Origin of the sequence: Actinoallomurus sp. CA-150999 (assembly GCF_050942425.1) — a bacterium.
Taxonomy (GTDB): domain Bacteria; phylum Actinomycetota; class Actinomycetes; order Streptosporangiales; family Streptosporangiaceae; genus Actinoallomurus.
In genome coordinates this window covers 7,095,966-7,121,619 of sequence record NZ_CP192063.1, presented here as the reverse complement: position 1 = coordinate 7,121,619, position 25,654 = coordinate 7,095,966, and the positions used below count along the sequence as shown (strand labels likewise).

The window sequence follows — 25,654 nt, the reverse complement described above, 5'->3', positions numbered from 1 at the left end:
GGTGGTGGCTGGGGGTTGGTTCTGTCCGTGTTTTGAGAACTGCATAGTGGACGCGAGCATCTTTGTTCTTGTCGAGTGTGTTCAAGTTTTTTAGGGCACACGGTGGATGCCTTGGTACCAGGAGCCGATGAAGGACGTGGGAGCCTGCGATATGCCCCGGGGAGTTGGCAACCGAGCGTTGATCCGGGGATTTCCGAATGGGGAAACCTAGCACCTGTCATGGGGTGTTGCCTCCGTCTGAATTGATAGGGCGGTTGGTGGTAACGCGGGGAAGTGAAACATCTCAGTACCCGCAGGAAGAGAAAACAATAGTGATTCCCTGAGTAGTGGTGAGCGAAAGGGGATGAGGCTAAACCATGCGCGTGTGATAGCCGGCGGGTGTTGCGTGTGTGGGGTTGTGGGAGCATCTTTGTCTGGACCGCCGTCTGGGCGTGGAGTCAAAAAACAGCAGGATAGTCGAACGATCTGGGATGGTCGACCGTAGTCGGTGAGAGTCCGGTAGGCGAAATCTTGTTGTCTTCATTAGGTGTTTCCCGAGTAGCACGGGGCCCGTGAAATCTCGTGTGAATCTGCCAGGACCACCTGGTAAGCCTGAATACTCCCTGGTGACCGATAGCGGACTAGTACCGTGAGGGAAAGGTGAAAAGTGCCCCGGTGAGGGGTCGTGAAAGAGTACCTGAAACCGTGTGCCTACAAGCCGTCAGAGCTCCCGCATCCTCTTTGGGGGTGTGGTGTGATGGCGTGCCTTTTGAAGAATGAGCCTGCGAGTTATGGTGTGTGGCGAGGTTAACCCGTGTGGGGGAGCCGTAGCGAAAGCGAGTCTGAATAGGGCGCTCTTTAGTCGCATGCTGTAGACCCGAAGCGGAGTGATCTACCCATGGGCAGGTTGAAGCGCGGGTAAGACCGTGTGGAGGACCGAACCCACCAGGGTTGAAAACCTGGGGGATGACCTGTGGGTAGGGGTGAAAGGCCAATCAAACTCCGTGATAGCTGGTTCTCCCCGAAATGCATTTAGGTGCAGCGTTGCGTGTTTCTTGCCGGAGGTAGAGCTACTGGATGGCCTAGGGGGCCGACAAGCTTACTGAAGTCAGCCAAACTCCGAATGCCGGTAAGTGAAGCGTGGCAGTGAGACTGCGGGCGATAAGGTTCGTAGTCGAGAGGGAAACAGCCCAGATCACCGGCTAAGGCCCCTAAGCGTGTGCTAAGTGGTAAAGGATGTGGAGTTGCTGTGACAACCAGGAGGTTGGCTTAGAAGCAGCCACCCTTGAAAGAGTGCGTAATAGCTCACTGGTCAAGTGATTCCGCGCCGACAATGTAGCGGGGCTCAAGCACACCGCCGAAGCCGTGGCATCTCAGCAGTACCCAGGCGTACTTGTACGTCCAGGGGCTGGGATGGGTAGGGGAGCGTCGTGTGGGCTGTGAAGCGGCAGCGTGAGCTAGTCGTGGAGACCACACGAGTGAGAATGCAGGCATGAGTAGCGAATGAGGGGTGAGAAACCCCTCCGCCGGATGACCAAGGGTTCCTGGGGCAGGCTAATCCGCCCAGGGTAAGTCGGGACCTAAGGCGAGGCCGCGAGGCGTAGTCGATGGACAACGGGTTGATATTCCCGTACCCGCTGACACGCGCCCATGCTGAACCCACTGACACTAACATCGCAGACCCTGCTTGATCCCTTCGGGGGTCTTGCGTGGGCGAGTGGTGGACCTGAGGTGGTAGTAGGCAAGTGATGGGGTGACGCAGGAGGGTAGCTCAGCCCAGGCGATGGTTGTTCCTGGGGTAAGCATGTAGGGCGGCGTGTAGGTAAATCCGCGCGCTATTAAGCCTGAGATGTGATGCCGAGCCGATTTAGGTGAAGTGAGTGATCCCATGCTGTCGAGAAAAGCCTCTAGCGAGTGTGTCGGCGGCCCGTACCCCAAACCGACTCAGGTGGTCAGGTAGAGAATACCGAGGCGATCGGGTGAACTGTGGTTAAGGAACTCGGCAAATTGCCCCCGTAACTTTGGGAGAAGGGGGGCCCCTGCTGGTGACCGAACTGGCTTCGTGAAGCTGGTGGGGGTCGCAGATACCAGGGGGAAGCGACTGTTTACTAAAAACACAGGTCCGTGCGAAGTCGAAAGACGCTGTATACGGACTGACGCCTGCCCGGTGCCGGAACGTTAAGGGGACCGGTTAGCTGCCCTTGTGGTGGCGAAGCTGAGAACCTAAGCGCCGGTAAACGGCGGTGGTAACTATAACCATCCTAAGGTAGCGAAATTCCTTGTCGGGTAAGTTCCGACCTGCACGAATGGCGTAACGACTTCCCCACTGTCTCAACCACAGGCCCGGTGAAATTGCACTACGAGTAAAGATGCTCGTTACGCGCAGCAGGACGGAAAGACCCCGGGACCTTCACTATAGCTTGGCATTGGCGTTTGGAGCGTCTTGTGTAGGATAGGTGGGAGACTGTGAAGCCATCACGCCAGTGGTGGTGGAGTCGTTGGTGAAATACCACTCTGGTCGTTTCGAGCGTCTAACCCGCGCCCGTTTATCCGGGTGGGGGACAGTGCCTGGTGGGTAGTTTAACTGGGGCGGTTGCCTCCCAAAGAGTAACGGAGGCGCCCAAAGGTTCCCTCAGCCTGGTTGGCAATCAGGTGTTGAGTGCAAGGGCACAAGGGAGCTTGACTGTGAGACAGACATGTCGAGCAGGTGCGAAAGCAGGGCCTAGTGATCCGGCACCACCGTGTGGATGGGGTGTCGCTCAACGGCTAAAAGGTACCCCGGGGATAACAGGCTGATCTTGCCCAAGAGTCCATATCGACGGCAAGGTTTGGCACCTCGATGTCGGCTCGTCGCATCCTGGGGCTGGAGTAGGTCCCAAGGGTTGGGCTGTTCGCCCATTAAAGCGGCACGCGAGCTGGGTTTAGAACGTCGCGAGACAGTTCGGTCCCTATCCGCTGTGCGCGTAGGAGACTTGCGAGGGTCTGTCCCTAGTACGAGAGGACCGGGACGGACGAACCTCTGGTGTGCCAGTTGTACCGCCAGGTGCATGGCTGGTTGGCTACGTTCGGTCGGGATAACCGCTGAAAGCATCTAAGCGGGAAGCCTTCCTCAAGATGAGGTCTCCCAACCTTCGGGTTGTAAGGCCCCCAGCTAGACGACTGGGTTGATAGGCCGGAGATGGAAGCACCGCAAGGTGTGGAGTTGACCGGTACTAATAGGCCGAGTGGCTTGACACACACTTCTTCGTTCAAGAGCTGCGTTAAGCAAGAGATGTTCGCGTTCACTGTGCGGTTCTCGGGACACGGCCGGGAACTTACGACCCCCGTACGCCGGGTTCTGTTAGGCGTTTCGGTGGTTTTGGCGAAGGGGAAACACCCGGTCCCATTCCGAACCCGGAAGTTAAGCCCTTCAGCGCCGATGGTACTGCACTGGAGACGGTGTGGGAGAGTAGGACACCGCCGGACATTCACATAGATCAGGAAAGCCCGCCAGGCTAACGCCGGCGGGCTTTCCTGCGTTTGAGGGCGGACAGCAAGGCCATTCTTGACGGGACTCGCGGATTCAGGTCGTGGTCTTGTGCCCGAGTGCACGCCGACCCGAATCGAAACTGTGCAGCGCCGCGCCGGTCGCCGCCGCGACGGTGACCTCGAAGATCTGGTCCTCGGTGTGCCCGGCAGCGGTGAGCCGGTCGATATCGGTCACGGTGATCTTGTATGAGGCGTCGCGGACGGTTGTGGCGTAGGACTGCCACGGTTCGGGAAGCGGTCCGCCGCTCGCGGCGGCCGTGCGCAGCGCCGGGTCGGTGGTGCCCGGCACGTCCAGCACCGCATGGCGAAGGTTCTCCACGGCGTCGCCGTGGTCGATGGTCTCGCCGTCGGCGAGCAGGAAGCGTGGAAAGCGGTAGCCGAATCGGTGCAGCGCGCGGGTACCGCTGTGCAACTGGCCCTCACGAAGGGTGAAGCCGAACGCATTGGCGAGCCGGTTGATGATGTCGAACACCAGGTTGACGCGCAGCGCCTCCAGGACCGCGTGTTCGGGCAGGGTGGTGACCCCGGCGGCGTCGGCGCGGTCCGGTGTGCTGATGAGGGTGGCCAGGAAGTCGCGGACGGCGCGCAGTTCGGGCCGTGCCGATGTCGGATTGTCCGGGTCGATCTCGCCGTGGCCGGCAATCCGCGTGAGCTCGGCGTGCGTATCGATGCAGAAGGGGCATTGGTGCAGCTGGGCAGTGCACATCGCCAGGTATTCGCGTTCCCCGGCCGTCCAGTACGAGGGCCCGCGCATCGCGTCGGCGGTCAGCTCCAGCAGCGGGCGGGCGAGGAACCCCGGCCGGTAGAGCAGCATCTTCGTGATGTCCGGGCTGTCCACCCGCGACAGAGCCGAGGTGAGCGTGAGGAACAGCTTGGCACGGCGGCGGTGGCCGTGATCGAGAATAGACAGTCTCATCGGGTCTCCTCGATGCGGTCATTCGATATGCCAGGCTAGGCCCATGACGACCCTCGCCCAGCTTCGCAAGGCTGCCCTCTCCTATCCCGGGACCGCCGAGCAAGTCATCGGCTCAGGAATCGTCGCATTCACGGTGCACGAGAAGCGATTCGCGTCGTTGGGCAAGGACCACCTGGTGGAGCTCCGGCTTCCCGTGCCGGATGCGGACGAGGTCCTTGCCGCGCATCCGACAGCGCAGCGGCTGGCCCGCGGCGCGACGCCGGTCGGCGTATGCGTCCCGATCGGGGACATCAACGGTCAGCAGCTCAACCACTGGGTGCGTCGTGCCTGGCTTTCGCAGGCGCCGAAGCGACTGGCGGCGCGAGTGGCCGCTGGAGACACCGCGACGCCCGGTGAGGTCGGCGACCTGCCCAAGGCCATCGGAGCGCCCGCGACCCGGGCCCTCACCGGCGCAGGCATCACCACGCTCGCCCAGGTCGCCGCCCTGACCGACACCGAACTGCTGGCGATGCACGGCGTCGGCCCAAGGGCTGTTCGCATTCTCCGCGAGGCGCTCGCCTAAGCTCGCTGGTGCCGGGTGGCTCAAAGCGCCTGGCCTGAGAATGACCCTGCTCAAAGCGCCAACGACGAAGATCAACAGCTAGCACGGGGACTCGCCGGGTTCGCCGTCAGCCGGCCTCACCCAACTGCTCGGCGAGCCGCTCCAGGCCGCCCTTGATGAGCTGTCCATACTCGTCGTCGCCAAGCGCGCCGATCCCGGCTCGGGCCTGCTGGAGGTGCTCACGGGCGCGATCGAGATCGCCCAGCTTGCCGTAGCACTCGCTCAAGTTCAGGTGCAACGATGGATACAAGCCCGCCACCGGAAGCGTCACCCCGACTTGCGCCACCCGCTGATCGGTGACCCGATCGGCGGCGGTGAGCGCTCGCAGATCCCACATCAGCTCCTGGTGCACGTCGTCTTGCACGTCGGCCATCGAGTGGGCAAGGACGCAAACATGCAGCGGGTCGCCTTTCTCGCCGCCGATGTCGTCCCACTTCTGCGCGAACAAGCCGCGAGCGGCTTCACGCCGGCCTTGGTGGTGATGCAACTCCACCCCCTGGCCGATTCGGGTCATCGTTGGATCGGTGGTCATCAGCGGCTCCTTCACCCGTCGCGGGTAACCGCGGTCAGCCTACTTTCCTGACGTTCGCCTGGGAGGCGGCCATGGTCTCTCGCCGTATGATCAGGGCGGAGTTCCTTCTGCGGTATCTCAGGGTGATCGTGTGTCGGTGAGTGGAATATTGACTCGAATTCCATCTGATTTTTGGGCTGTTCAATATGTCGGAGCCCGGTATCCGGGATCACGCGCCGTGGCCGAGCATCCTGGCATCGCCGATGGTGCCAACTGTCAGTTGTTCGCCTATGAAGTACTTAGACACTTCGGGCTTGAGGTGCCTGCGTTTCGATCAAGCGAGTTGTGGGCCGACACGGAGGCGACGAAACGCGTCTCGGCCGCCCGGCCGCTGGATCTGATCCTCTTCAACGCCACCAGCGACGCTTGGGGCGCTCATGTCGGTATCTGGGCCGGTCATGATCAGATCCTTCACCTCAGTTCTGAGATCGGGCATCCGGCTGTGTGGCGCATGAATGACTTTGCTGCACGGGACCGGTACCGAACCGTGATCGGCATCAAACGCGTCATACGCCTGGTTCGCCTGGCGTAGGTGCCTGGGTCGGCGAGTCCGGCGTTCGGACCGGGCCGAGATGTCGTCTCGGCCCGGTCCGTCGCCACTCGTCGCGCCGCCAGGCGCGGCGGCGTTCAGCTCTGCGTGCAGGGGGGTGGGTCGGCCGGCGGCTCGGCGCCCTTGGGGACGGTGGGAAGCTCGGCGTGCTTCACCGTGTATCCCTTGCCGGAGTCGTACGTCGTGAACGGCGCGGGTGCCAGGCCCATGCGCAGGCAGCGGCCGTCGACGGCGCCCCAGGAGAACCCGATCCGGTCGTACCGGTGGCCGCGCGGGTCGGCGTAGACGCTGAAGGCCATACGCGTGCCGTCCGCCTCGCCGATGACGCCCTTGCTGGTCCCGGACACGACCGCGACGGGGCCCGCGGTCATCAGGTAGTCGACCTTCACGGTGCCCCAGTAGTGCCGTACGACGCCGTTCGAGTCCGGAATGGGGTGATCGAACCGTACGGTGCCGTGAGCGGCCCCCATAATCATTTTCTTGCCGTCGAACCGGAACGCGTGGCCGTGCGCGTCGACGACGAACCGGCGGAGGGGGTTCTCCGGGTCGAGCGGGTATCTCACCCAGGCGTCACCGGTGACGTGACCTTCCTTGGGGGAGGCGGGGGCGGCGTGCGCCGTGGCGCCCGTCAGCAGGACGATGCCGCCGATCCCGGCCGCCGCGACCCGGGCGTACAGATGTGCCATTTACGGCTCCTCGAGAGCGTACGGGCCGTGTTGCCCGTGTCTCGAAACTCGCAGAACGCCCGGTCTCCGGCCTCACCCGGACGATCGAGCTCGCTGGCCCGCCGGTGGAGGCCCGATTCCCTCGCCCGGGGGACCTGGACGACCAACCGGGCGTGACCGCACAATCGGGGCCGTGAACAGTAGGACGAAACGGCGCCTGTCCGATGCGGAGCTGGACGCGCTGGCCCGGCGGGCCCTCGGTGCGGGCGTGACGGCGTCGACCGAGCTGACGGACGGGTTCGCCAACGCGGTGTGGAGGCTCGCCCTCGACGACGGCCGCGAGGTCGTGCTCAAGCTGTCCCCGCCTCCGGAGCTGGAGCAGCTCAGTTACGAGCGCAACCTCCTGCGCATGGAGGCCGAGGCCTATGGGCTGGCCGCGGCGGCGGGCATACCGGTGCCGACGCTGCTGGGCGCGGTGTTCGACGACCCGGTGCTCGGCGGGGACCACCTGCTGTTCGGTGCGCTCGACGGCGTCTCGTGGAACGCCGTCAAGCCGACCGAGGAGGATTCGCTCCGCCGCGAGCTCGGCCGGCACCTCGCACGGCTGCACACGGTCACCGGAGACGTCTTCGGCTACCCGTACGCGGGGATCACCGGTGCCACGTGGCGCGAGGCGTATCTCGCGATGGCCGGGGCCCTGCTGGCCGACGTCGATCGCTACCCGACGCCCTTGCCGCTGCCGGCCGCGGAGATCGGCGCGGTGCTCACCGCGGCCGCGCCCGTCCTGGACGAGGTGGTGACGCCGCGCTTGGTGCACTTCGACGTGTGGGCGGGCAACGTCTTCCTCGACCTCACCGCGACGCCGCGGATCCAGGCCATCATCGACCACGAACGCGCGTTCTGGGGCGACCCGCTGGCGGAGTTCGTCACGCCGACCGTCTTCGGTGACCTGCGCGAGGACGACCCGCTGCTGGCCGGCTATCGCGAGGTGGCTCCGCTGGAGCTGACCCGGCGGCCCACGTCCGGCTCGATCTCTATCGGGCGTACCTGTACCTGATCCTCCTGATCGAGAACGGACCCCGGCAGTACCCGGAGGAGGAGTACGCGCGTGTGCGCGATCTCGCCACCGTCTCGCTCGCGCAGACGCTCGACCGTCTCTCCGTCCGCCGCGACCTCTAGGGGCTTCAGGATCAGGACATGATGCAAGAGGCTTGCTATTGCAAGCTCTTTGCAAGAAGCTGGGGCTCTGCCGTCGCCCAGACGTGGAGCCTCGCCATGCCCCATCTGCTGCCGGACAACGGACCGCAGCGCGCCATCGCCGCCACGAACTTCGTCAACACCATCGGCAGCGGCCTCTATCTGACCGCCGGGGTCCTGTACTTCACCCAGGCGGCCCACCTGCCGGCGGCCCAGGTGGGGCTCGGACTCGGCATCGCCGGGTTCGTCTCGCTCGCCGCGGGGATCGCCGTCGGCCACCTCGCGGACACGCGCGGAGCGCGTGGCGTCTACGCGACCACCCTCGTCGTCCGAGGGCTGGCAACGGCCTGCTTCCTGCTCGCGCACAGCTTCTGGCCGTTCGTCCTCGCGGTGTGCGCGGCCACCGGGGCGCACGCGGCCGAGGACGCCGCGCGCAGTCCGCTCATCCGGCGTCACGGAGGGGACCGGCCTCAGGAGTTCCGCGCCTACCTGCGGGCCGTGACCAACATCGGCGTTTCCGTCGGCGCCCTTCTGGCGGGCTGGGTCGTGCAGGTGGGCACGCACACGGCCTACGAGATGCTGGTCATCGGCAACGCGGTGACCGTCGGCGCCTCCGCGGTGTTCCTGGTCTTCCTGCCGCCGGTGACGTCCGGTCACGCCGTCGACGGCCCTCGCCGGCTCGCGCTGCGGGACCGGCCGTACCTGCTGATCACGGTGCTGAACGGCATCATGGCGATCCAGTTCAAGGTGCTCACCGTCGCGCTTCCGCTCTGGATGATCCAGGCCACGACCGCCCCACGCTGGCTGATCTCGGGCACCATGCTCACCAACACCGTCATCGTCATCGCGTTCCAGGTACGAGCCAGCCGCGGCGTCGACTCCCCGACGGCCGGAGGGGTCGCCTACCGGAGGTCGGGTGTCGCCTTCCTCGTCGCCTGCTCGCTGTTCTCGCTGTCCGCGGGGGTGCCGGCATGGGCCGCCGCGACGCTGCTCATGACGGCGGTGGTGATCCACACGGTGGGCGAGCTGTGGCACTCCGCAGCGGGATTCGAGGTCTCCTTCGCCCTCGCCCCGGAGCACGCGACCGGTCAGTACCTGGGCGTGTTCGGCTTGGGCACCGGTCTGGCCGAGACCCTCGGGCCGACCCTGCTCATCTCCCTCTGCATCACCTGGGGGCGTCCGGGGTGGTACGTCGTGGGAGCACTGTTCGCCCTGACGGGCCTGGCGGCACCGCTCGCCGTCCGCTGGGCGGGGCGCCATGAGCACGCGCGGCAGGGTGAAGTCGCGGCACTAGCCGCCTGAGCCCGTCCCGTCGCGGTGGCCGATGACCCGGAACCAGATCTCGGTGCAGGTGGTGATGGCGCGGGCCAGGTCGGGAACCGGCTGAGACGCCGCCTGGTAGAGGGCGCGTTCGGTCATCCAGCACAGCGTGTGCGCCAGGGCCGCGGCGTCGGCCGGGCCGTCGCCTTCGGGGACGCCGGCGCGGACGAGAACGCCGGTCATCACCTTCGCGAAGGTCGCCACCGTGGCGGTCCACAGATCGCCGATCTCCGGGATCACGGCCGCGTAGTCGACGGCGGTGCGCATCACCCGGCCGTGCCGGCGCCACATGTCCGCGGTCCGGTCGATGGCGTGCTCGATGGCCTGGTGCGGCGGAGTGGTCTCGTCGTCGGGGAAGACGGTGGCGTCCTGGGTGAGCGTGTCGAGCGTACGGGCGACCAGTGCCGTCAGCACGTCTTGCTTGGAACCGAAGTAGAAGTACAACGACCCCCGCGAGATCCCGGCGCCTTTGGCGATGGCCTCGACGGTCATCGGCTCGACACCGTCCCGCTCCAGCAACTCCTCCGTCGTGCGCAGGATCGCCTGCTCGCGCAGGTCGCCCTTGCGCGGGGTGTCGCGCCGCCTCCGCGCCGTCCGCTCCGTCGCCATGAGGCCGAGGATACTGCGATCGGCAGATAATCGACGCTGTGTTGAGAAAAATCTGCGTTGTGTAGAATCGAAGGTGTGTCGGAAGGAGCCGATCTCATGACCAGGACTTTTCTCATCACCGGTGTCAGCAGCGGCCTGGGGCGGGCGTTCGCGCACGGGGCGCTGGACGCCGGCCATACCGTCGTCGGCACGGTCCGCAGGCAGGACGACGCCGACGCCTTCGCCCGGTCGGCGCCGGGGCGCGCGCACGCGTGGCTGCTCGACGTCACCGACGACAAGGCCGTGTTCGCGCTGGTCGAGGAGGTGGAAGCCGGCATCGGGCCGATCGACGTCCTGATCGCCAACGCCGGCTACGGCCTCGAGGGGGTGTTCGAGGAGACGCCGCCGGCGGACCTGCGGGCCCAGTTCGAGGTCAACGTCTTCGGCGCGGCCGCGACCATCCAGGCCGTCCTGCCGTACATGCGGGCCCGCCGCGCCGGACACATCTTCGCCGTCACCTCCATGGGCGGGCTGATGACCGTGCCGGGCATGTCCGCCTACTGCGGCAGCAAGTACGCGCTCGAGGCGATCGTCGAGACCGTGGGCAAGGAGGTCGCAGGGCTCGGCATCCGGGTCACCGCGGTCGAGCCCGGGTCGTTCCGTACCGACTGGGCGGGACGGTCGATGGTGCGCGCCGAGCGGTCCATCCCCGAGTACGACGAGGTGTTCACCCCGCTGCGCGAGGCGCGGCAGGCCGCCAGTGGCCGTCAGCTGGGCGACCCGGCCAAGGCCGCGGCCGCGATCCTGCGGGTTCTGGACGCGCCCGACCCGCCCGCCCACCTGGTCCTCGGCTCCGACGCGCTGCGCCTGGTCGCCGCGGGCCGCGCGGCGGTCGACTCCGACATCCGCGCCTGGGAGGACCTCGCGCGCTCGACGGACTTCCCCGACGGCCACCAGATCCGTTGACGCCTGCCGGCCGACCCCACGTACGCCTCCTCGGCGGATATTCGATGGTCAAGGTCGTCGAGGGTGACGAGACTGAGCCCCTGCCGATGGAGGGAGAACGCGTGCGTACGGGCAGGCGGTCGACGTTGACGCTGTGGCGTCCGGTGGGGCCGGCCGAGCTGGCGTTGGTGCGCGCGTCGGGGTGGCGGGCATGGCCACCGCGGCTGCCCGATCAACCGATCTTCTATCCCGTCCTGAACGAGGCGTACGCGGTCAAGATCGCCCGGGACTGGAACGTCCCGGCGTCGGGTGCCGGTTTCGTGACGCGGTTCGAGGTCGACGCGGACTTCGCGCGGCGCTATCCGGTGCGGCGAGCGGGTGGCCGGACCATCACGGAGCTGTGGGTGCCGGCCGAGGAGCTCGCGGAGTTCAACGCCCATCTGGCCGGCCCGATCGACGTGGTCCGGGCGTTCCACGCTCCCGGCCACAGGCCGCTGGCGGTCCGGATCGCCGAAGCCGCCGCGGGCCGGGAGTCCACCGCCGAGGTGACGGCGATGCTGTCGGTCACCGGAGCGGACACCTGGATCGGACTGGACCGGGCGTTCCGCACCTTCGCCGTGATGTACGGCGGCGGTACGGGGACGGTCGTGCCGCCGGACGAGCGGCTGGCATCCCTGGTGGCGGCCTGTTCCCCGGACGGCCGCCGAAGGGAGTCCACGCTGACGGAGGCCGCGTTCCGTACGGACGTGCTGCTGCCCGTTCTCGTGCTGCGGACCGCCGACTGGGCGCCCCAGGTTCGCGAGCAGGCGCGACGGTCCCTGACCGCCGCATTGCGGGCGGCGGACGGGCCCGCGTTGCTGACGGCCGCCGCCGTCGCGGTCGCGATCGGATCGTGGGCGCGCGGTGGCCATGCCCGGGAGGCGCTGACGGCGGCGCTGCGCTCGGCGTCCGACGAGACGCTCGCGGCGGGCCGCGCTCACCGGGACCTCAGGTTGCGGCGTGCGGCGTACCGCGTGTGGCTGGAGGCGGGCCGCGGCCGGCCCGGAGAGGTCATGGACGCCGCGCTGAGCGAGCCGGATCCGGTCTGCCGGGCACTGTGCGCCGAGCGGCTGCACACCGAACCCGACGCCGTACCGGTCGCTCAGCTGTGGGAATGGCTGTCCGCCGACGCACCTCGGCACGTACGGCTGGGAGCCTATGAGCGGCTGCGCGCATCGGACACCTGGACCCGCGTGCACGTCGACCTGCACCTGATCGCCGCCCGTGACGCGGACCTCGGTGACCGAGCACACGCCGATCTGATCGCCTGGTCGCGAGGCGCCGCTGCGACCGCTTACCGCATGCCACCGGAGAAGCTGCTGCCGAAGCTCGAGTCTCTGCTGGACACGGCCGAACCCGCGGTCGGAGCCGAGCAGGCCCGTCGACTGCGGTGGCATCTCGGCATCGGCTGATCGGGCGACGACGAGGCCGATTCCAGACGTCGCCTCGCCCGGTCAGCCCTTCCCGATTTACGGACGGTCAGCGGGCCGGCGCGGCGGAGGACCTGGGGGAGGCCTGCGGGCCGTACGCGGTCAGGAACCGGTCGCGGAAGGCGTCCATCCGCCAGACCGGGGCGTGCGGGCCGGGCCGGAGACCGCCCTGCCAGCCCCACCCGGAGATACGGTCCAGTACGGCGGGGTCGCGGGCGACGATCGTGATGGGCACGTCCCGGTCGGCGCCCGGCCCGGTGACGAGCGGAGTGGGCTGGTGATCGCCGAGGAAGACGAGCACCAGGTTCTTGTCGCCATAGGTCTCCACGTAGGAGATGAGGGTGTTCAGGGAGTACTCGATCGAGCCCCGGTACGCCGCGCGGATCCGGGACAGACTGCGCCAGACGGCGTCCGGCCGGTCGCCGGCCGCGGCGATCGGGCCGAAGACCGAGCCGTCGCCGACGCTCTTCCAGTCGACGAGCCGAGGCGTGGGAGCCCAGGGCGCGTGGCTCGAGACGAGCGGGAACTCCGCCATCACCGGGGCACGGTGCGGGGCCGCGAGCTCGGAGCGCTGGAGGACCGAGAGGGAGTACTGGTCCGGGGGAGTACCCCAGTTGAACGGCGGCCCGTGGTACCCCATGTTCCAGTGGTCGAAGATCCGTTCGTAGCCGTAGAACGACGAGCCCTCCGGCCAGGGGCGGGTGTTCCCCGGCTCCATCGCGACGGTGCGCCAGCCCGCGCGCCGGAAGGCCGTGCTCAGGTTGAAACGGTCGCCCTTGACCAGGGTGTCATGTCGCTGCTGGTTGTCGACCCACAGTCCGGACAGCAGCGTCGCGTGCGCCAGCCAGCTGCCGCCGCCCGCCGTCGGTGAGGTGAGGAAGGCGCTGCGCGCACCGAACCCGGCCGCGGCCAGCCGGCGGGTCCCGGCATCGAGGACCGCGTCGACCTGCGGCGCGTACGTCGGGTCCTCGACCGCGTCACGGCCGTAACTCTCGACGAACGCCAGGATGACGTCCTTGCCGCGCAGCCCGGTCAGCAGATTCCGGCCGGGGGTGCCGCGGAACGCGTCGGCGGCCTCCTCACGGGCGAACGTCTTCCTGTCCCGCAGGCCGGCGAGCACCTGCTCCGAATGGTCGTACGCATGCCCGGCGACCGGCACACCCGGCACGATCCGTACGCCGAGGACGGCGAAGGCCACCCAGGCGACCGTGAGCACCGCGACGGTGCGGGTCGCGGCGGTCCTGTGGCGGACGAGCCCGCGGCTCAGGCGCAGCACCGACCTCGCCGCGAGCACGAGCAGGCCGGCGGCGAGCACCGCGATCGCCGCGACGGCGCCGATCGCGCCGGCCTGCCCGGCCGACGTCCGGACGAACTCCAGGCCGGCCGAGAACAGGGGCCAGTCGTACGCCGGGTTGAACGGCCGGGCGAGAACCACCGAGAAGCCCAGGTCGAGCAGCTTCACGATGGCGAGCAGACCGACGGCGACTCCGAGGAGCGCCGCCACCACCCGTCGCGCCCGCGCCGGCAGGACGAGGACGAGGGCGGTGCCGACGAGTCCCTCGAGCGGGATACGGACGAACGCGGCCGGCGTCAGATGACCGAAGTCATCCGGGACCAGGAGCGCCGACACCACGAACAGGCAGGCCAGCGCGGTGACCACCCGACCGGCGATGGGCCGCGCCGTCCGCCGTCGCGCGCTCTCGCCTTCGCCGCCGCTCTCGGTGGCGTCCTGCGTCGGGGGCTTGTCCGCGTGCCCGCCTTCTCCGCCTCCGTCCCTGTCACGGTCGTCCCGGTCGCCGTCGTCCTCGGTCGAGTTCTGCGTCAGGGGCTCGTCCGGGTCATCGGCGTCCGTGCGGCCCGTGCCGTCATCGGCGACGGCGTCGACAGACGAGTTCTCCGAATCGTCGTCCGGCGTCGAACCGTTATCCGGTGTCGGACGGTCGTCCGGCGGCTTCTCCGAACCGTCCGCCGGCGCCGAACCGTCCGCCGGCGCCGAACCGCCGGCGAGCGCCGAACCGTCGGCCGGCACCGAACCGTCGGCCGGCACCGAACCGTCGTCCGGTGTCGGACGGTCGTCCGGCGGCTTCTCCGATCCGCCCTCCGGCGCCGAGCCGCTGGCCGGGCCCGAACCGTCGTCCGGTGCCGAACCGTCGTCCGGTGCGGGGCGTCCGTTCGGGGCCACCCGGGCCTGAGCCGTCGGCCGGCGGAAACGGGTGAAGAACGACACTCCACAGCTCCTCAGTGGGGAGTCCGGTGACATCGGGCATCGGCGCCGGCCCGTACCGGGCGTCGAACGGCGGCGCCGACTATATCCACGGACGGCTTCCAGGGGTGGTTCACGCGTCGATCCCGGCATCGCCGAACCGGCGCGGCACCGGGCGTACGGTCCGCGCCCGCGTGAGCCTCGGCCATGCCCTCACCAGGGTCGGCCACAGCAGCACACCGGCGCCGGGAAGGCTCGCGACGAAGGCGAGCACCCCGTACACCACCGCGATGGTGAGGCCCTGCGTGGCGCCCAGCCCCGCCGTGCCGAACGCCAGCGCCGCCATTCCTTCGCGCGGTCCCCATCCGGCGACGTTCACCGGCAGCCCCATCGCCAGCAGCGTCACGACCATCGGCGGGAGCAGCCGGGCGAACGACGCGGTCGATCCCGCCGTACGCGCGGCCACCAGGAAGAGGACCAGATGCCCGGCGAACGCAAGCACCGACAGCAGGACGACGCCCGGCCAGGCGTCGCGGGCGAGCAGGCCGCGCCGCAGATCGCGAAGGGAGTCGGCGGACGCGCGCCGCCATCGCGAACCGCTCCGCGTCCGGCGATGCCCGGCGATGACCGCGACGACCGACACGACGAACACCGCCGCCGTGACCGCCGTCCCGGCGATGGTGAGGGCCTCGCGGAACCGCGGCGGAACGACCATGGGCCGGGCGGCCAGCACCACGCCGGAGACGGCGACGACCACCACCTGACCCGCGGCGCGTTCCAGCACCACCGCACGGACCCCGCGGCCGACGTCGCCCTCCTGCCTGCCGTGCCGCACCGCGCGGTGCACGTCGCCGAGGACGCCCGCGGGCAGCACCCCGTTGATGAACAGCGCGCGATAGTAGTCCGCGACGCCGTTCCGCAGGGGCAGCCGGAGACCGAGCCGCCAGGCCACGAGGCACCAGCGCCAGGCGGTGAGCACCGTCGTGATCAGGCCGATCGCCAGGGCCGCGCACACCGCGCGGAGATCGATCACACTGAGTCCGTCCAGGACCGCCCGGGTTCCGAGTCGCCACAGGAGCAGGCCGATGACACCGGCGGCGGCGAGCGTGCGGAGCCAGGCCCAGGCGGCGCGCTTCACGATCGGCCCGCCGGAGGAAGCGCGAGAAGGTCGTCGTGGCCGATGACCACCCGGAGCGCACCGGCCGCGCACGCGGCGAGACGCCGGCGCAGGTACGCCTCGGCAGGGTCGGCCAGGTCAGGCCGCTGCTCGACGGCGGCCGCGACCCAGCCTCGGAGCCACTGCGCGGTCAGCTCGGCTTGCGCCGGCCCGAGCCGCCAGGGGCTGGGCCGACGGTGGACCACCATGCCCGACCGTTCGAACGCGGCCGCGGCGGCGTCGGCCGCGTCCGGGCCGAGCAGGCGCCGGACGGCGGGCCCGGACGGCCGGGATGCCGTGTCGGTACGGGCCGGCAGGGACGGTTCGGATACCGCGTCGGCAGACGGCTCCCGTGGCGAATCGGCCGCCGCGTCGGAAGGGGCCTGCTGGGACGGATCGGGCGCCACCTCGGGCAGGGCCTGCTGAAACGGATCGGGTCCCGCCCCGGGAAGCGCCTGCTGGTACAGATCGGGTCCCGCCCCGGGAGGGGCCTGCTGGGACGGATCGGGCGCCGCCCCGGGCAGGGCCTTCTGATACGGATCGGGCCCTGCCCCGGGCAGGGCCTGCTGGGACGGATCGGCTGCCGCCCCGGGAAGCGCATGGGACGGATCGGGCGCTGAAGAGGTCTGCGGGGAACGGATGACGGGGGCGGTGCCGCCGCCGACCGTACGGCGCTGGTGGTCGTCGAAGGCGGCGGCGAGTTCCGCGTCGAGGGGGTCGGCGGGGAGGAATTCGACCCTCCCGGCGACGGTCAGTGTCAGCAGCGTGGGGCATCCCGCGCCTGCGCACGCCGAGGCGAGCCCGGCCACCTCTTCGGCGGTGAGCAGGTCGAGCAGCGCAGACGCCGTCACCAGCGACGTACCGGCGAGATTCGTCGCGCGGAGGCCGGTGGCGTCGCCCTGTTCGAGCGTGACCGTGACGGGCGCGCCGTCGGCGGCCGTCTCCGGCGGGCGCGTGGCGGCCTCGGCGAGGAGGGCCGGATCGCGGTCGTGCAGGATCCAGCGCTGGGGACCGGGCAGCCGTGCGGCCAGCCAGCGTCCCATGGAGCCCGTGCCGCACCCGAGATCCCTGATGGTCAGGGATGCGTCGGCCAGAGACGGGATGAGGAGGTCGACGAGTTCGGCGTTGCGGGCGGCCGCGTCCGCGTCCTCGCGTAGGTCCAGCCATTCGACGGCGTAGCCGGTGACCGCGGCCTCGCTCACGCGCCGCTCCGAAAGACCGCCGCGGCCGGAGGGCGGCCTTGGCCGCCACTTCGCGGGGACCGGGGGCGGGCTCGGCCGCCGGTCGCCGTACCTCCTCGATTCGAGCGCCATGCCCTCTTACACGATCATTCGCGGCGATCGGTTCAACACCGTTCTGATTCTCCTCCGGTGCCGGCCGGTAGCCGGATGCGGGGTGCTGGACCATCGCCGACTCTGCCCCGTGCTGACGGGCGCTCCGTGTCGGAGTAGATTCCGCCGAACCGTTTCGGCCTCCGATGCGTGTTCCCCTAGGAGGTGGTGCGGAATGCTCGTGAAAGACATGGTTGAGGTAGTCGACCGGATCGAGACGGAACGACCCGGTCCAGTCCGCGTCGCGCATCGAGCGACCGGCCGGCGACGTCTCCCGCCGGGCCCGCTGGTCGGGGCGATGGCGCAGCCGGTGCTGTTCGCCGTGCTGGCGGTGACGACGGGGCTCGGCCTGGTTGGCTGGCTGGCCGGCGTGGCGTATGCGGCGACGCTGGGGGTCGTCCTCGGCCGCGCCCTGCGCCGCCACGGCCGGTGGTCGCTCGCCCCGGCCGACCACGTCACCCTGGTGCGGGCGCTGCTCGTCGGGTGCGTCACCGCGCTCGTCGTGGACTCCGTACGCACGCCGGCGCCGATCGCCCCGCTGGTCGCCATCAGCGCGGTGGCGCTGGCCCTGGACGCCGTCGATGGGCAGGTGGCCCGGCGCACCGGGACGGCGTCCCCGCTGGGCGCCCGTTTCGACATGGAGATCGACGCCTTTCTGATCCTCGTGCTCAGCGTCTTCGTCGCCACCTCGCTCGGCGCGTGGGTGCTGGCGATCGGTGCCATGCGTTACGTCTTCGTGGCGGCCGGGCTGCCGCTGCGGTGGCTGCTCGCGCCGTTGTCGCCGCGCCGTTCCCGTAAGGTCGTCGCCGCCCTGCAGGGGATCGTGCTGACGGTCGTCGCCGCAGGCGTGCTCCCTCGCCCGGTCGAGATGGCCGCGACGGGGCTGGCCCTGGCGGCGCTGGTGTGGTCGTTCGCCGCCGACATCCGCCGGCTCCACCGGATCCGCCGAGCGGCCTGACCCGCGCCGCCTCCCGGCCACGCCGGGAGGTTCGAATTATTTCACTCAGGTTACATCGGCCCAATGGTGTGGCGGACAACAAACCCCCTGGCCAGGGCATATGCCTCGTCGGTTCGGTGACCAGGCGTAGCCGCGGTTATCGAAACGTTATCTGTTAACTCTCTTGACTGTTGCGGGAAAGAGGTTCACCTTCTCTCTCTGAGAGCGCTCTCAGCAGGCAGCTCCGCCGGTGCCCGACGGCATCCGGCGGAGGTTCCGACCGTCCCCGCCACATCGCGGCGCCGTCCGCGCACCCGGTCGTGCGCCGCGTCTCCCTCGGCCAGAAAGGGAGCCCTCATGCAGTCCGTCCCCCGCTCGGCGGTACGCCGCCGTACGCCCGCGCACGTCCTCCTCATCGCCATGGCCGCGATCACGCTCCTCGCCGGTCAGCTCGCCTTCATCGCGTCGCCGGTCAGGGCCGCAGCCTGCGGCGGATCCAACGTGGCGCTGAACCGGCCCGCGACCGCGTCCTCCACCGAGAACTCCGGCCTGCCCGCCTCGGCCGCCGTGGACGGCAACGCCGGTACGCGCTGGTCCAGCGCCTTCAGCGACCCGCAGTGGCTGCAGGTCGACCTCGGGTCGTCGCAGCAGATCTGCCAGGTGGCGCTCACCTGGGAGGCGGCGTACGCCACGTCCTTCCAGATCCAGGTGTCGGACAGCGGCGCCGGCGGCTGGACGACCATCTACAGCACCACGACCGGCACCGGCGGCATGCAGACCCTCAACGTCAGCGGCACCGGGCGGTACATCCGGATGTACGGCACGGCCCGCGGCACCCAGTACGGCTACTCGCTCTGGGAGTTCGCGGTCTACAGCGGGACGACCACGACGCCGCCGCCGGACTCGTTCTGGGGTGACACGAGCACCATTCCCGCCGCCAAGAACGTCCTGATGTTCAAGATCCTCAACCGGACGAACGGCAAGTACCCCGACAGCCAGGTCTACTGGAGCTGGGGCGGCCAGACGCACTCCATCGCCGAGCAGCCGTACGTCGACATGCCCGCGAACTCCGCCGGCCGGATGTACTTCTACCTCGGCTCGCCGACCGGCCAGTACCGGGACTTCATCGAGTTCACCATCGGGGCGGCCGTGTTCAACGGAAACACGACGCGCGTCGACGGGTTCGGTCTGAAGCTGGCGATGCGACTGCACGCCAAGGACGGGTACGACGCGCAGGTGGGCGAAAACCAGGCCACCTTCGCCGAGGACCGCGCGGCGACGTTCCAGCGGTTCCAGAACGAGGTGCCGGCCGAGTTCAAGCACCTGGCCACGGTCCAGGCGCCCTACTACATCCCCGCGCCGGGCGGTGACGGCGACTTCCGCGCCGGCGGACAGTACGCGAACTACTTCACGAGCTACGCCCAGTCGGTCGGCGTGAACGAGAGCACCTCGAACATCACCGGCTGCGCGGGCTCCCTGGCGAACAATCCCGGCATGTGCTCGGCGCTGAACCGGCACGTCGCGCAACTGCCCCAGTCGCAGTGGTCCGACCCGAGCCAGTACTACAAGGCGGCTCCGGCCAACTACTACGCCAAGTTCTGGCACGACCACGCGATCAACCACCTGACCTACGGCTTCCCCTACGACGACTACGCCGGCCAGTCCTCGTTCATCTCCCACGGCGACCCGCAGTACCTGCTCATCGCCGTCGGCTGGTGACCGGAACGCCCCCCGCCGGGACCCGGCGCGGCACTCCCTACGGCTACTCGCTCGGGGAGTTCCAGGTGTACGGGTCCTGAGCGGCGGGCTGCGGGCGGCGGCCACGGCCTCGCGGCTACGCCGACTCGCGGACGACCAACTCGGTGGGCAGCGTGACGATCGGCTCGATCTCCTCGCCGGCCACCAGCCTCAGCACCTGACGGGCCATCCGGCGGCCGATCCCGTCGATCGGCTGCCGGACGGTCGTGAGCGGTGGTTCGGTGTCCCGGGCGAGGTCGATGTCGTCGAATCCGACGACCGCGACGTCGTCCGGGACGCGCCGCCCCACGCGGCGCAACGTCTGGAGTGCGCCGCTCGCCATCAGGTCCGACGCGGCGAACACCGCGTCGAGGTCCGGTTCGTCCGCGAGCAGCCGCCGCATCGCCTCGGCGCCGGAACCGGTCGTGAAGTCGCCGACCTCGACGATGGGCCGCCGCCGCTCCTCCCGTAGGGCCGCTCGGTAGCCGGCCAGCCGGTCGATGCCGGCGACCATGTCCGGCGGGCCGGCGATGGTGGCGATCCGGCGGCGCCCCGTACGGAGGAGGTGGCGGACCGCGGCGACCGCGCCGCCGTGGTTGTCGACCCCGACGTACGGGACGGAGACGGGACCCAGCGGCCGCTCGTTGCACACCACGGGGATCCCGATCCGGGTCAGCGCCGCGGGCAGCGGATCGGCGTCGTGCAGGGAGGCGAGCAGCACGCCGTCGACGTGGTGCGCGGCCGCCGACCGTTCGACGCGGGCGCGGCTCGCGGCCGACCCGGCCAGCATGAGCACGAGTTGCTTGTCGGCGGCCTCCAGCTCCTGACCGACCCCGTGGACGAGACCGGCGAAAAAGCGGTCGGCGGAGAACACCCGGGTCGTCGGCTCGGGCACCACCAACGCGATCAGGTCGGTGCGCCGGGTCACGAGGGTCCGTGCCGCGAGATTCGGCACGTAGCCCAGCTCCTCGATGGCCCGCCGCACCGACTCCTCGCTCGCCGTCCGTACCGGCAGGCCGTTGACCACCCGCGACACCGTCGCCCGCGACACACCGGCCCGCGCCGCGACGCTCTCCAGCGTCGGCCGTTCGCCCTCTGGCCGCCCCATCCGGGATCCCTTCTCTCCGCCGCCGGGCGCACACCGGCGCGCGAGCCCCCGGTCATCGTCGTGACCGCCATCGACCACCGTCAACCCGCCTTCACGCCGGGAGCTATGGCCGCGCCTGTCGTTGTTTTTCAGTGATTTGTTTGCTTATTGCGCTGAGGTGTCGGGGGAGTTACCGTCCCTGTAACACGCCTCACCCCGCCATCCGACCCCGCCCCCTCACGGCCCTCCATCCGGACCACCTCGCGTGCCGGGCGACCGCACCGGCCCGTGCGGCGAGGTCCGATGCCGGGTCCCGCTCCCGCGTGCCGTCTCGCCGCCTCCGCCCCGTCACGTCGGCGAGACGAGCGGACCCCTCCAGGCCCGTGACCTCATGGGGCCTCACGAGAGTGAGCAGCCATGTCCCACAAGCCCGCCAGACGCAGGGCTCGCCTCCGCGTCCTCCTCAGCGCCGCGCTCGCCGCCGTCGGCATCGTCACGGTGTCGGCGAGTCCGGCCGCCGCGGCCGCGAAGGGCGGTGTCGGCGCGACACTGCCGTACGTCGAGGTCCAGGCCGAGAACTCCGCCACCAACGGCACGGTCATCGGCCCGAGCGCCGCCTACAACACGCTTCCCGCCGAGGCCTCGTACCGCAAGGCCGTGACCCTGCAGGGGAGCGGCAAGTACGTCGAGTTCACCACCCCGGTCGCCACCAACTCGATCGTCTTCCGCTACAGCATCCCGGACAGCTCGAACGGCTCGGTCTACACCGCGCCGCTGTCCTTCTACGTCAACGGGACGAAGCAGACCGACTTCACGCTGACCAACGCGTACAGCTGGTACTACGGCGGTTATCCGTTCACCAACACGCCGGGGAGCAACCCGCACCACTTCTACGACGAGGTGCACCGGCTGTTCTCGACGACGTACCCGGCGGGCACGAAGTTCCGGCTGCAGGTCGACGCGGGGAACACCGCCTCCTCGTACACGATCGACTTCGCCGACTTCGAGAACGTCGCGGGCGCTCTGTCCCAGCCGTCCGGCTCGGTCTCGGTGACCGACAAGGGCGCCGACCCGACCGGTAACGCGGACTCCACCGCGGCGTTCAACGCGGCGATCTCCGCGGCCGGGTCCGGCGGCACGGTCTGGATCCCCGAGGGAACCTTCAAGATCCCGGGTCACCTGGTCCTGAACAACGTCACGATCAAGGGCGCGGGCATGTGGCGCTCGACGGTCGTCGGCGCGGCGCCCGGCTTCTACGGCAATTACGCGCCGAACGGCAGCAGCGGCGTCCATCTCGCGGACTTCGCCATCTTCGGCGACGTCCAGGAGCGCAACGACGGCGCCCAGGTGAACGGCATCGGCGGCGCGCTGAGCAACTCCACCGTCGACCGCGTCTGGATCGAACACGAGAAGGTCGGCGCCTGGATGGACGGGCCGATGTCCAACCTCACCTTCAGCGGCATGCGGATCCGGGACACCACGGCGGACGGCATCAACTTCCACGACGGCGTCACCGGGTCGAAGGTGACGGGCAGCGACCTGCGCAACCTCGGCGACGACGGCCTGGCGACCTGGTCCGACACCAACGCCGACGCGAACGACTCCTTCGACCACGACACGGTGCAGTACCCGATCCTCGCCAACGGCATCGCCATCTACGGCGGCCACGACAACACCGTCGCCGACAACCGGGTCATCGACGCCGGCCTCACCCAGGGCGGCGGCATCCACGTCGCCCAGCGCTTCTCCTCGACGACACTCGGCCGCACCGACGTCCTCCGCAACACGATCATCCGATCCGGCAGCCTCGACCCGAACTGGAACTTCGGCGTCGGCGCGCTGTGGTTCGACGCGCGGGACGCGGCGATGAGCGGCCAGGTCAACGTCGACGACCTCCTCATCCAGCAGAGCCCGTTCGAGGCGATCCAGTTCGTCTCGGGCTCCAGCATCACGAACGTGTCCATCAACAACGCGACGATCCAGAACACCGGAACCTGGGTCGTCCAGGAGCAGGTCGGCGGCTCGGCCAAGATCACGAACAGCACCGCCACCGGGACGCAGGCACCCGCGCCGATCTACAACTGCGGCGTCGGGTTCACGCTGACCGACGGCGGCGGCAACTCCGGCGTCTTCGACTCGACGGCGTGCCAGAACATCACCAATCCGACCTTCCCGCCGTACCTGCCGGACAACGGCTCCCAGATCTCGATCAGCCCGACCTCGGTCGGCTTCGGTTCGGTGGCCACCGGCTCGTCCAGCGCCGCCCAGAAGGTGACCGTCACCAACAGCGGCACCGCCGCGGCCCCCGTCGGCTCGATCAGCACGAGCGGTGACTTCGGCCAGACCAACGACTGCGGAAGTTCGATCGCCGCCGGCGCGTCCTGCACGGTCAGCGTCACGTTCACGCCGACGGCGACGGGGTCGCGCACGGGCAACCTCACCATCACGGCGTCCGGCGTCACCAACACCGTCCCGCTGTCCGGTACGGGCGTGGCACCCGGGCCGATCCTCAGTCCCGACCCGGCCGCCCTCTCCTTCGCCGGAACGATCGTCGGCGGATCCGCGCCGACGCAGGCCGTCACGGTCACCAACACGGGCACCACCTCGGCCACGATCTCCGGCGTCGCCGCGAGCGGTGACTTCGGCCAGACCGACAACTGTTCGACGCTCGCGGTCGGCGCCTCCTGCACCGTGACCGTCACGTTCACCCCGAGCGCGTCCGGCACCCGTACCGGCAACGTCACGATCACGAGCAACGCCAACAACAGCCCGACGACGGTCGCCCTCACCGGCAGCGGCATCGGCACCGACACCAACATCGCCCGGGGCAAGTCGGCCTCGGCGAGCAGCGAGGTGAACAGCAGCTTCACGGCGGCGAACGCCACCGACGGGGACGCCAACACCTACTGGGAGAGCGCGAACGGCTCCTTCCCACAGTGGCTTCAGGTCGACCTGGGCGCCGACTACACCATCGGCAAGGTGACCCTGAAGCTCCCGCCGTCGAGCTCCTGGGGCACGCGCACGCAGACCCTCTCGGTGCTCACCAGCACGAACGGCTCCAGTTTCGGCACCGCCGTGGGTTCCGCGACGTACACCTTCACCTCGCCGACCAACGTGGTGAACATCCCGACCCCCGCCGCGAACGCCCGCTACGTCCGCGTCAACGTCACCGCCAACTCGGGCTGGCCCGCGGGCCAGGCCTCCGAACTCGAGGTCTACCCCAGCGGCGGCAGTTCGCCCGGATCCGCGAAGCTGAGCGCCGACCCCACCTCGCTCACCTTCGGCGACCAGGCCATGAACACGACCAGCGCGGCGAAGGCCGTGACCATCACCAACACCGGCACGGGGGCGGCGTCGCTGTCCTCCGTCGTGACCTCCGGTGACTACGCCATGACCAACGACTGCGGTAGCTCCCTGTCCGCCGGCGCGTCCTGCACCGCCGACGTGAGCTTCCGGCCCACGGCGGCCGGCACGCGGACCGGCACTCTCACCGTGCACAGCGACGCGACCAACAGCCCGACCACCGTCGCGCTCACCGGGACCGGCACGGGCTCCTCCTCCACCGACCTCGCGGCCGGCAAACCGACCAGCGAGTCCAGCCACACCGACGTCTACCCGTCGAGCAACGTCACCGACAACGACCAGAACACCTACTGGGAGAGCGCCAACAACGCCTTCCCGCAGTGGGTCCAGGTCGACCTCGGCTCCGCCCAGAGCGCGAGCCGGATCGTCCTGCAACTACCGGCGTCCTGGGGCGCGCGCACCCAGACGCTGTCCATCCTCGGCAGCACCGACGGCACGAACCTCACCACGATCAAGTCGTCGGCGAACTACACCTTCGACCCGTCGAGCAACAACACGGTCACCATCCCCATCACCGCGACGACCCAGCGCTACTGGCGGCTGAACTTCACGGCGAACACCGGATGGCCCGCCGGCCAGGTAGCCGGCTTCCAGATCTGGAACGGCTGACCCGCGCGGTTTCGGGGTGGCTCCCGGACGAGGGGCCACCCCGAAGACCGTCTCGAATAGGCCCGGTACGTGGCACGCGATCGGGGCGGATCCGGGTGGGTAGCATGCGAGCATGCCGCCCACCCGCGAGCACGCCGAGCTCAAGCTGCAGCCGTTGCCGCACGCGCGGCGGTCGCTGGCCGAGCAGGTGATCTCCGAGGTGCGCCGGGCGGTGCACACCGGCGCGATGGTCCCCGGTCGGCTCTACTCCGTCTACCAGGTGGCCGAGCAGCTCAACGTCTCCCGGAGCCCGGTGCGCGAGGCGCTGCTGCGGCTCGCGGAGGCGGGCCTGGTGCAGGTCGAGCGCAACCGGGGCTTCCGCGTCGTGCTGCCGCACCCCCGGGAGATCGTCGAGATCTTCGGCGTACGACTCGCGCTCGAGCTGCCCGCCGTCCACCGGGTCGCCGGCGGCGATCCGGCCGGGCTGACCGAGTCGCTGCGCGTGACCATGGAGGAGATGGCCGCGGCGGTGGAGGCCGGTGACGAGACGCTGTTCTTCCACCTGGACCAGGCCCTGCACGACCACATCCTGGTCGCGGCGGGCAACAGCCGGGCCCGCGCGATCGTCGGCGGCCTGCGCGACACCATGCGCATCCTCGGCACGTCGACCGACGACCGGTCCCGCACGCTCCGGCAGGTGCACGAGGAGCACGAGCCGATCGTGGCCGCCGTCGCCGCCGCGGACGCCGAAGCCGCCGTACGCGCGATGCGGGCGCACCTGACCAACACCGGCCTGATCCTGGCCCGGCAGGCGGCCCGGGCCCAGGGCGAGCCGGTCGACGTGGACGCGCTGTGGGCCTCCATCGTCGACCAGCCTTGATCAGGGCTCCGCACCGGGCGCTTCGGGCGCGGGACCAGCAGGG

17 protein-coding genes, 2 rRNA genes and 1 pseudogene are annotated in these 25,654 nt (G+C 69.3%); 12 read left to right on the top strand and 8 right to left on the bottom strand.

From position 1 onward, the window contains the following. The first annotated feature begins 79 nt into the window (after positions 1-79). Together ACQP2O_RS32950 and rrf are read left to right on the top strand one after the other, a co-directional pair. Positions 80-3,216 (top strand): 23S ribosomal RNA (locus ACQP2O_RS32950). 111 nt (positions 3,217-3,327) lie between these two features. Next, positions 3,328-3,444: ribosomal RNA gene (rrf, locus tag ACQP2O_RS32945) — 5S ribosomal RNA — on the top strand. Between the two features lie 97 nt (positions 3,445-3,541). Here rrf and ACQP2O_RS32940 read toward each other — a convergent pair. Next, positions 3,542-4,423, bottom strand: a complete 882-nt coding sequence (locus ACQP2O_RS32940; RefSeq protein WP_433171893.1) for a hypothetical protein — start codon at positions 4,421-4,423, stop codon at positions 3,542-3,544. A gap of 43 nt (positions 4,424-4,466) precedes the next feature. Between ACQP2O_RS32940 and ACQP2O_RS32935 the strand changes: the two genes are divergently transcribed. Next, positions 4,467-4,985, top strand: a complete 519-nt coding sequence (locus tag ACQP2O_RS32935) for a hypothetical protein (RefSeq protein WP_433171891.1) — start codon at positions 4,467-4,469, stop codon at positions 4,983-4,985. A 106-nt stretch (positions 4,986-5,091) separates the two neighbouring features. Here ACQP2O_RS32935 and ACQP2O_RS32930 read toward each other — a convergent pair whose 3' ends face one another. Next, on the bottom strand, positions 5,092-5,556 hold the full coding sequence (locus ACQP2O_RS32930; protein WP_433171889.1) for a hypothetical protein: 465 nt from the start codon (positions 5,554-5,556) through the stop codon (positions 5,092-5,094). Between the two features lie 217 nt (positions 5,557-5,773). Here ACQP2O_RS32930 and ACQP2O_RS32925 point away from each other — a divergent pair, with 217 nt between their 5' ends. Further along, positions 5,774-6,127, top strand: coding sequence for an NlpC/P60 family protein (locus ACQP2O_RS32925; protein ID WP_433171887.1), 354 nt, complete (start codon positions 5,774-5,776; stop codon positions 6,125-6,127). A gap of 95 nt (positions 6,128-6,222) precedes the next feature. Here the strand turns inward: ACQP2O_RS32925 and ACQP2O_RS32920 are convergent, their stop codons facing one another. Further along, the gene (locus ACQP2O_RS32920; protein ID WP_433171885.1) at positions 6,223-6,831 is read right to left on the bottom strand and encodes a hypothetical protein; all 609 of its coding nucleotides are present in this window, start codon (positions 6,829-6,831) and stop codon (positions 6,223-6,225) included. A 172-nt stretch (positions 6,832-7,003) separates the two neighbouring features. Between ACQP2O_RS32920 and ACQP2O_RS32915 the strand changes: the two genes are divergently transcribed. After that, positions 7,004-7,867, top strand: a complete 864-nt coding sequence (locus tag ACQP2O_RS32915; protein WP_433171883.1) for a phosphotransferase family protein — start codon at positions 7,004-7,006, stop codon at positions 7,865-7,867. Between the two features lie 218 nt (positions 7,868-8,085). Continuing rightward, entirely contained in the window at positions 8,086-9,309 is a 1,224-nt protein-coding gene (locus ACQP2O_RS32910; protein WP_433171881.1) for an MFS transporter, read from the top strand. Here the strand turns inward: ACQP2O_RS32910 and ACQP2O_RS32905 are convergent. Continuing rightward, complete coding sequence (locus tag ACQP2O_RS32905; protein WP_433171879.1) at positions 9,298-9,936, bottom strand: TetR/AcrR family transcriptional regulator; 639 nt, start codon at positions 9,934-9,936, stop codon at positions 9,298-9,300. The two genes, ACQP2O_RS32910 and ACQP2O_RS32905, sit on opposite strands and share 12 nt — an antisense overlap. Before the next feature lie 96 nt (positions 9,937-10,032). Here ACQP2O_RS32905 and ACQP2O_RS32900 point away from each other — a divergent pair, with 96 nt between their 5' ends. Then, the gene (locus tag ACQP2O_RS32900) at positions 10,033-10,881 is read left to right on the top strand and encodes an oxidoreductase (protein ID WP_433171877.1); all 849 of its coding nucleotides are present in this window, start codon (positions 10,033-10,035) and stop codon (positions 10,879-10,881) included. An 86-nt stretch (positions 10,882-10,967) separates the two neighbouring features. Next, positions 10,968-11,336, top strand: a pseudogene (locus ACQP2O_RS32895) (ADP-ribosylation/crystallin J1); the annotation flags it as partial. A 1,042-nt stretch (positions 11,337-12,378) separates the two neighbouring features. On the opposite strand, the gene ACQP2O_RS32890 reads toward ACQP2O_RS32895, so the two are convergent. The 3 genes from ACQP2O_RS32890 to ACQP2O_RS32880 form a co-directional block, all read right to left on the bottom strand. Then, positions 12,379-14,556 carry a sulfatase gene (locus ACQP2O_RS32890; protein WP_433171876.1) on the bottom strand — a complete coding sequence of 726 codons (2,178 nt, stop codon included), beginning with the start codon at positions 14,554-14,556 and terminating at the stop codon, positions 12,379-12,381. A gap of 109 nt (positions 14,557-14,665) precedes the next feature. Continuing rightward, the gene (locus ACQP2O_RS32885) at positions 14,666-15,670 is read right to left on the bottom strand and encodes a lysylphosphatidylglycerol synthase transmembrane domain-containing protein (RefSeq protein WP_433171874.1); all 1,005 of its coding nucleotides are present in this window, start codon (positions 15,668-15,670) and stop codon (positions 14,666-14,668) included. Further along, a complete protein-coding gene (locus tag ACQP2O_RS32880) occupies positions 15,667-16,890 on the bottom strand; it encodes a methyltransferase domain-containing protein (RefSeq protein WP_433171872.1) in 1,224 nt (407 codons plus the stop codon). Before ACQP2O_RS32880 ends, ACQP2O_RS32885 begins: the two co-directional genes overlap by 4 nt. A 319-nt stretch (positions 16,891-17,209) precedes the next feature. On the opposite strand from ACQP2O_RS32880, the gene ACQP2O_RS32875 reads away from it, so the two are divergent. Beyond that, positions 17,210-17,977 carry a CDP-alcohol phosphatidyltransferase family protein gene (locus tag ACQP2O_RS32875; protein ID WP_433171870.1) on the top strand — a complete coding sequence of 256 codons (768 nt, stop codon included), beginning with the start codon at positions 17,210-17,212 and terminating at the stop codon, positions 17,975-17,977. 336 nt (positions 17,978-18,313) lie between these two features. Further along, positions 18,314-19,675, top strand: coding sequence for a beta-1,3-glucanase family protein (locus tag ACQP2O_RS32870; protein ID WP_433171868.1), 1,362 nt, complete (start codon positions 18,314-18,316; stop codon positions 19,673-19,675). Between the two features lie 115 nt (positions 19,676-19,790). Here the strand turns inward: ACQP2O_RS32870 and ACQP2O_RS32865 are convergent, their stop codons facing one another. Continuing rightward, entirely contained in the window at positions 19,791-20,801 is a 1,011-nt protein-coding gene (locus ACQP2O_RS32865) for a LacI family DNA-binding transcriptional regulator (protein ID WP_433171866.1), read from the bottom strand. A 396-nt stretch (positions 20,802-21,197) separates the two neighbouring features. On the opposite strand from ACQP2O_RS32865, the gene ACQP2O_RS32860 reads away from it, so the two are divergent. Together ACQP2O_RS32860 and ACQP2O_RS32855 are read left to right on the top strand one after the other, a co-directional pair. Beyond that, positions 21,198-24,752, top strand: a complete 3,555-nt coding sequence (locus tag ACQP2O_RS32860; RefSeq protein ID WP_433171864.1) for a choice-of-anchor D domain-containing protein — start codon at positions 21,198-21,200, stop codon at positions 24,750-24,752. A gap of 112 nt (positions 24,753-24,864) precedes the next feature. After that, positions 24,865-25,611 carry a GntR family transcriptional regulator gene (locus ACQP2O_RS32855; RefSeq protein WP_433171862.1) on the top strand — a complete coding sequence of 249 codons (747 nt, stop codon included), beginning with the start codon at positions 24,865-24,867 and terminating at the stop codon, positions 25,609-25,611. The last annotated feature ends 43 nt before the right edge of the window (positions 25,612-25,654 follow it).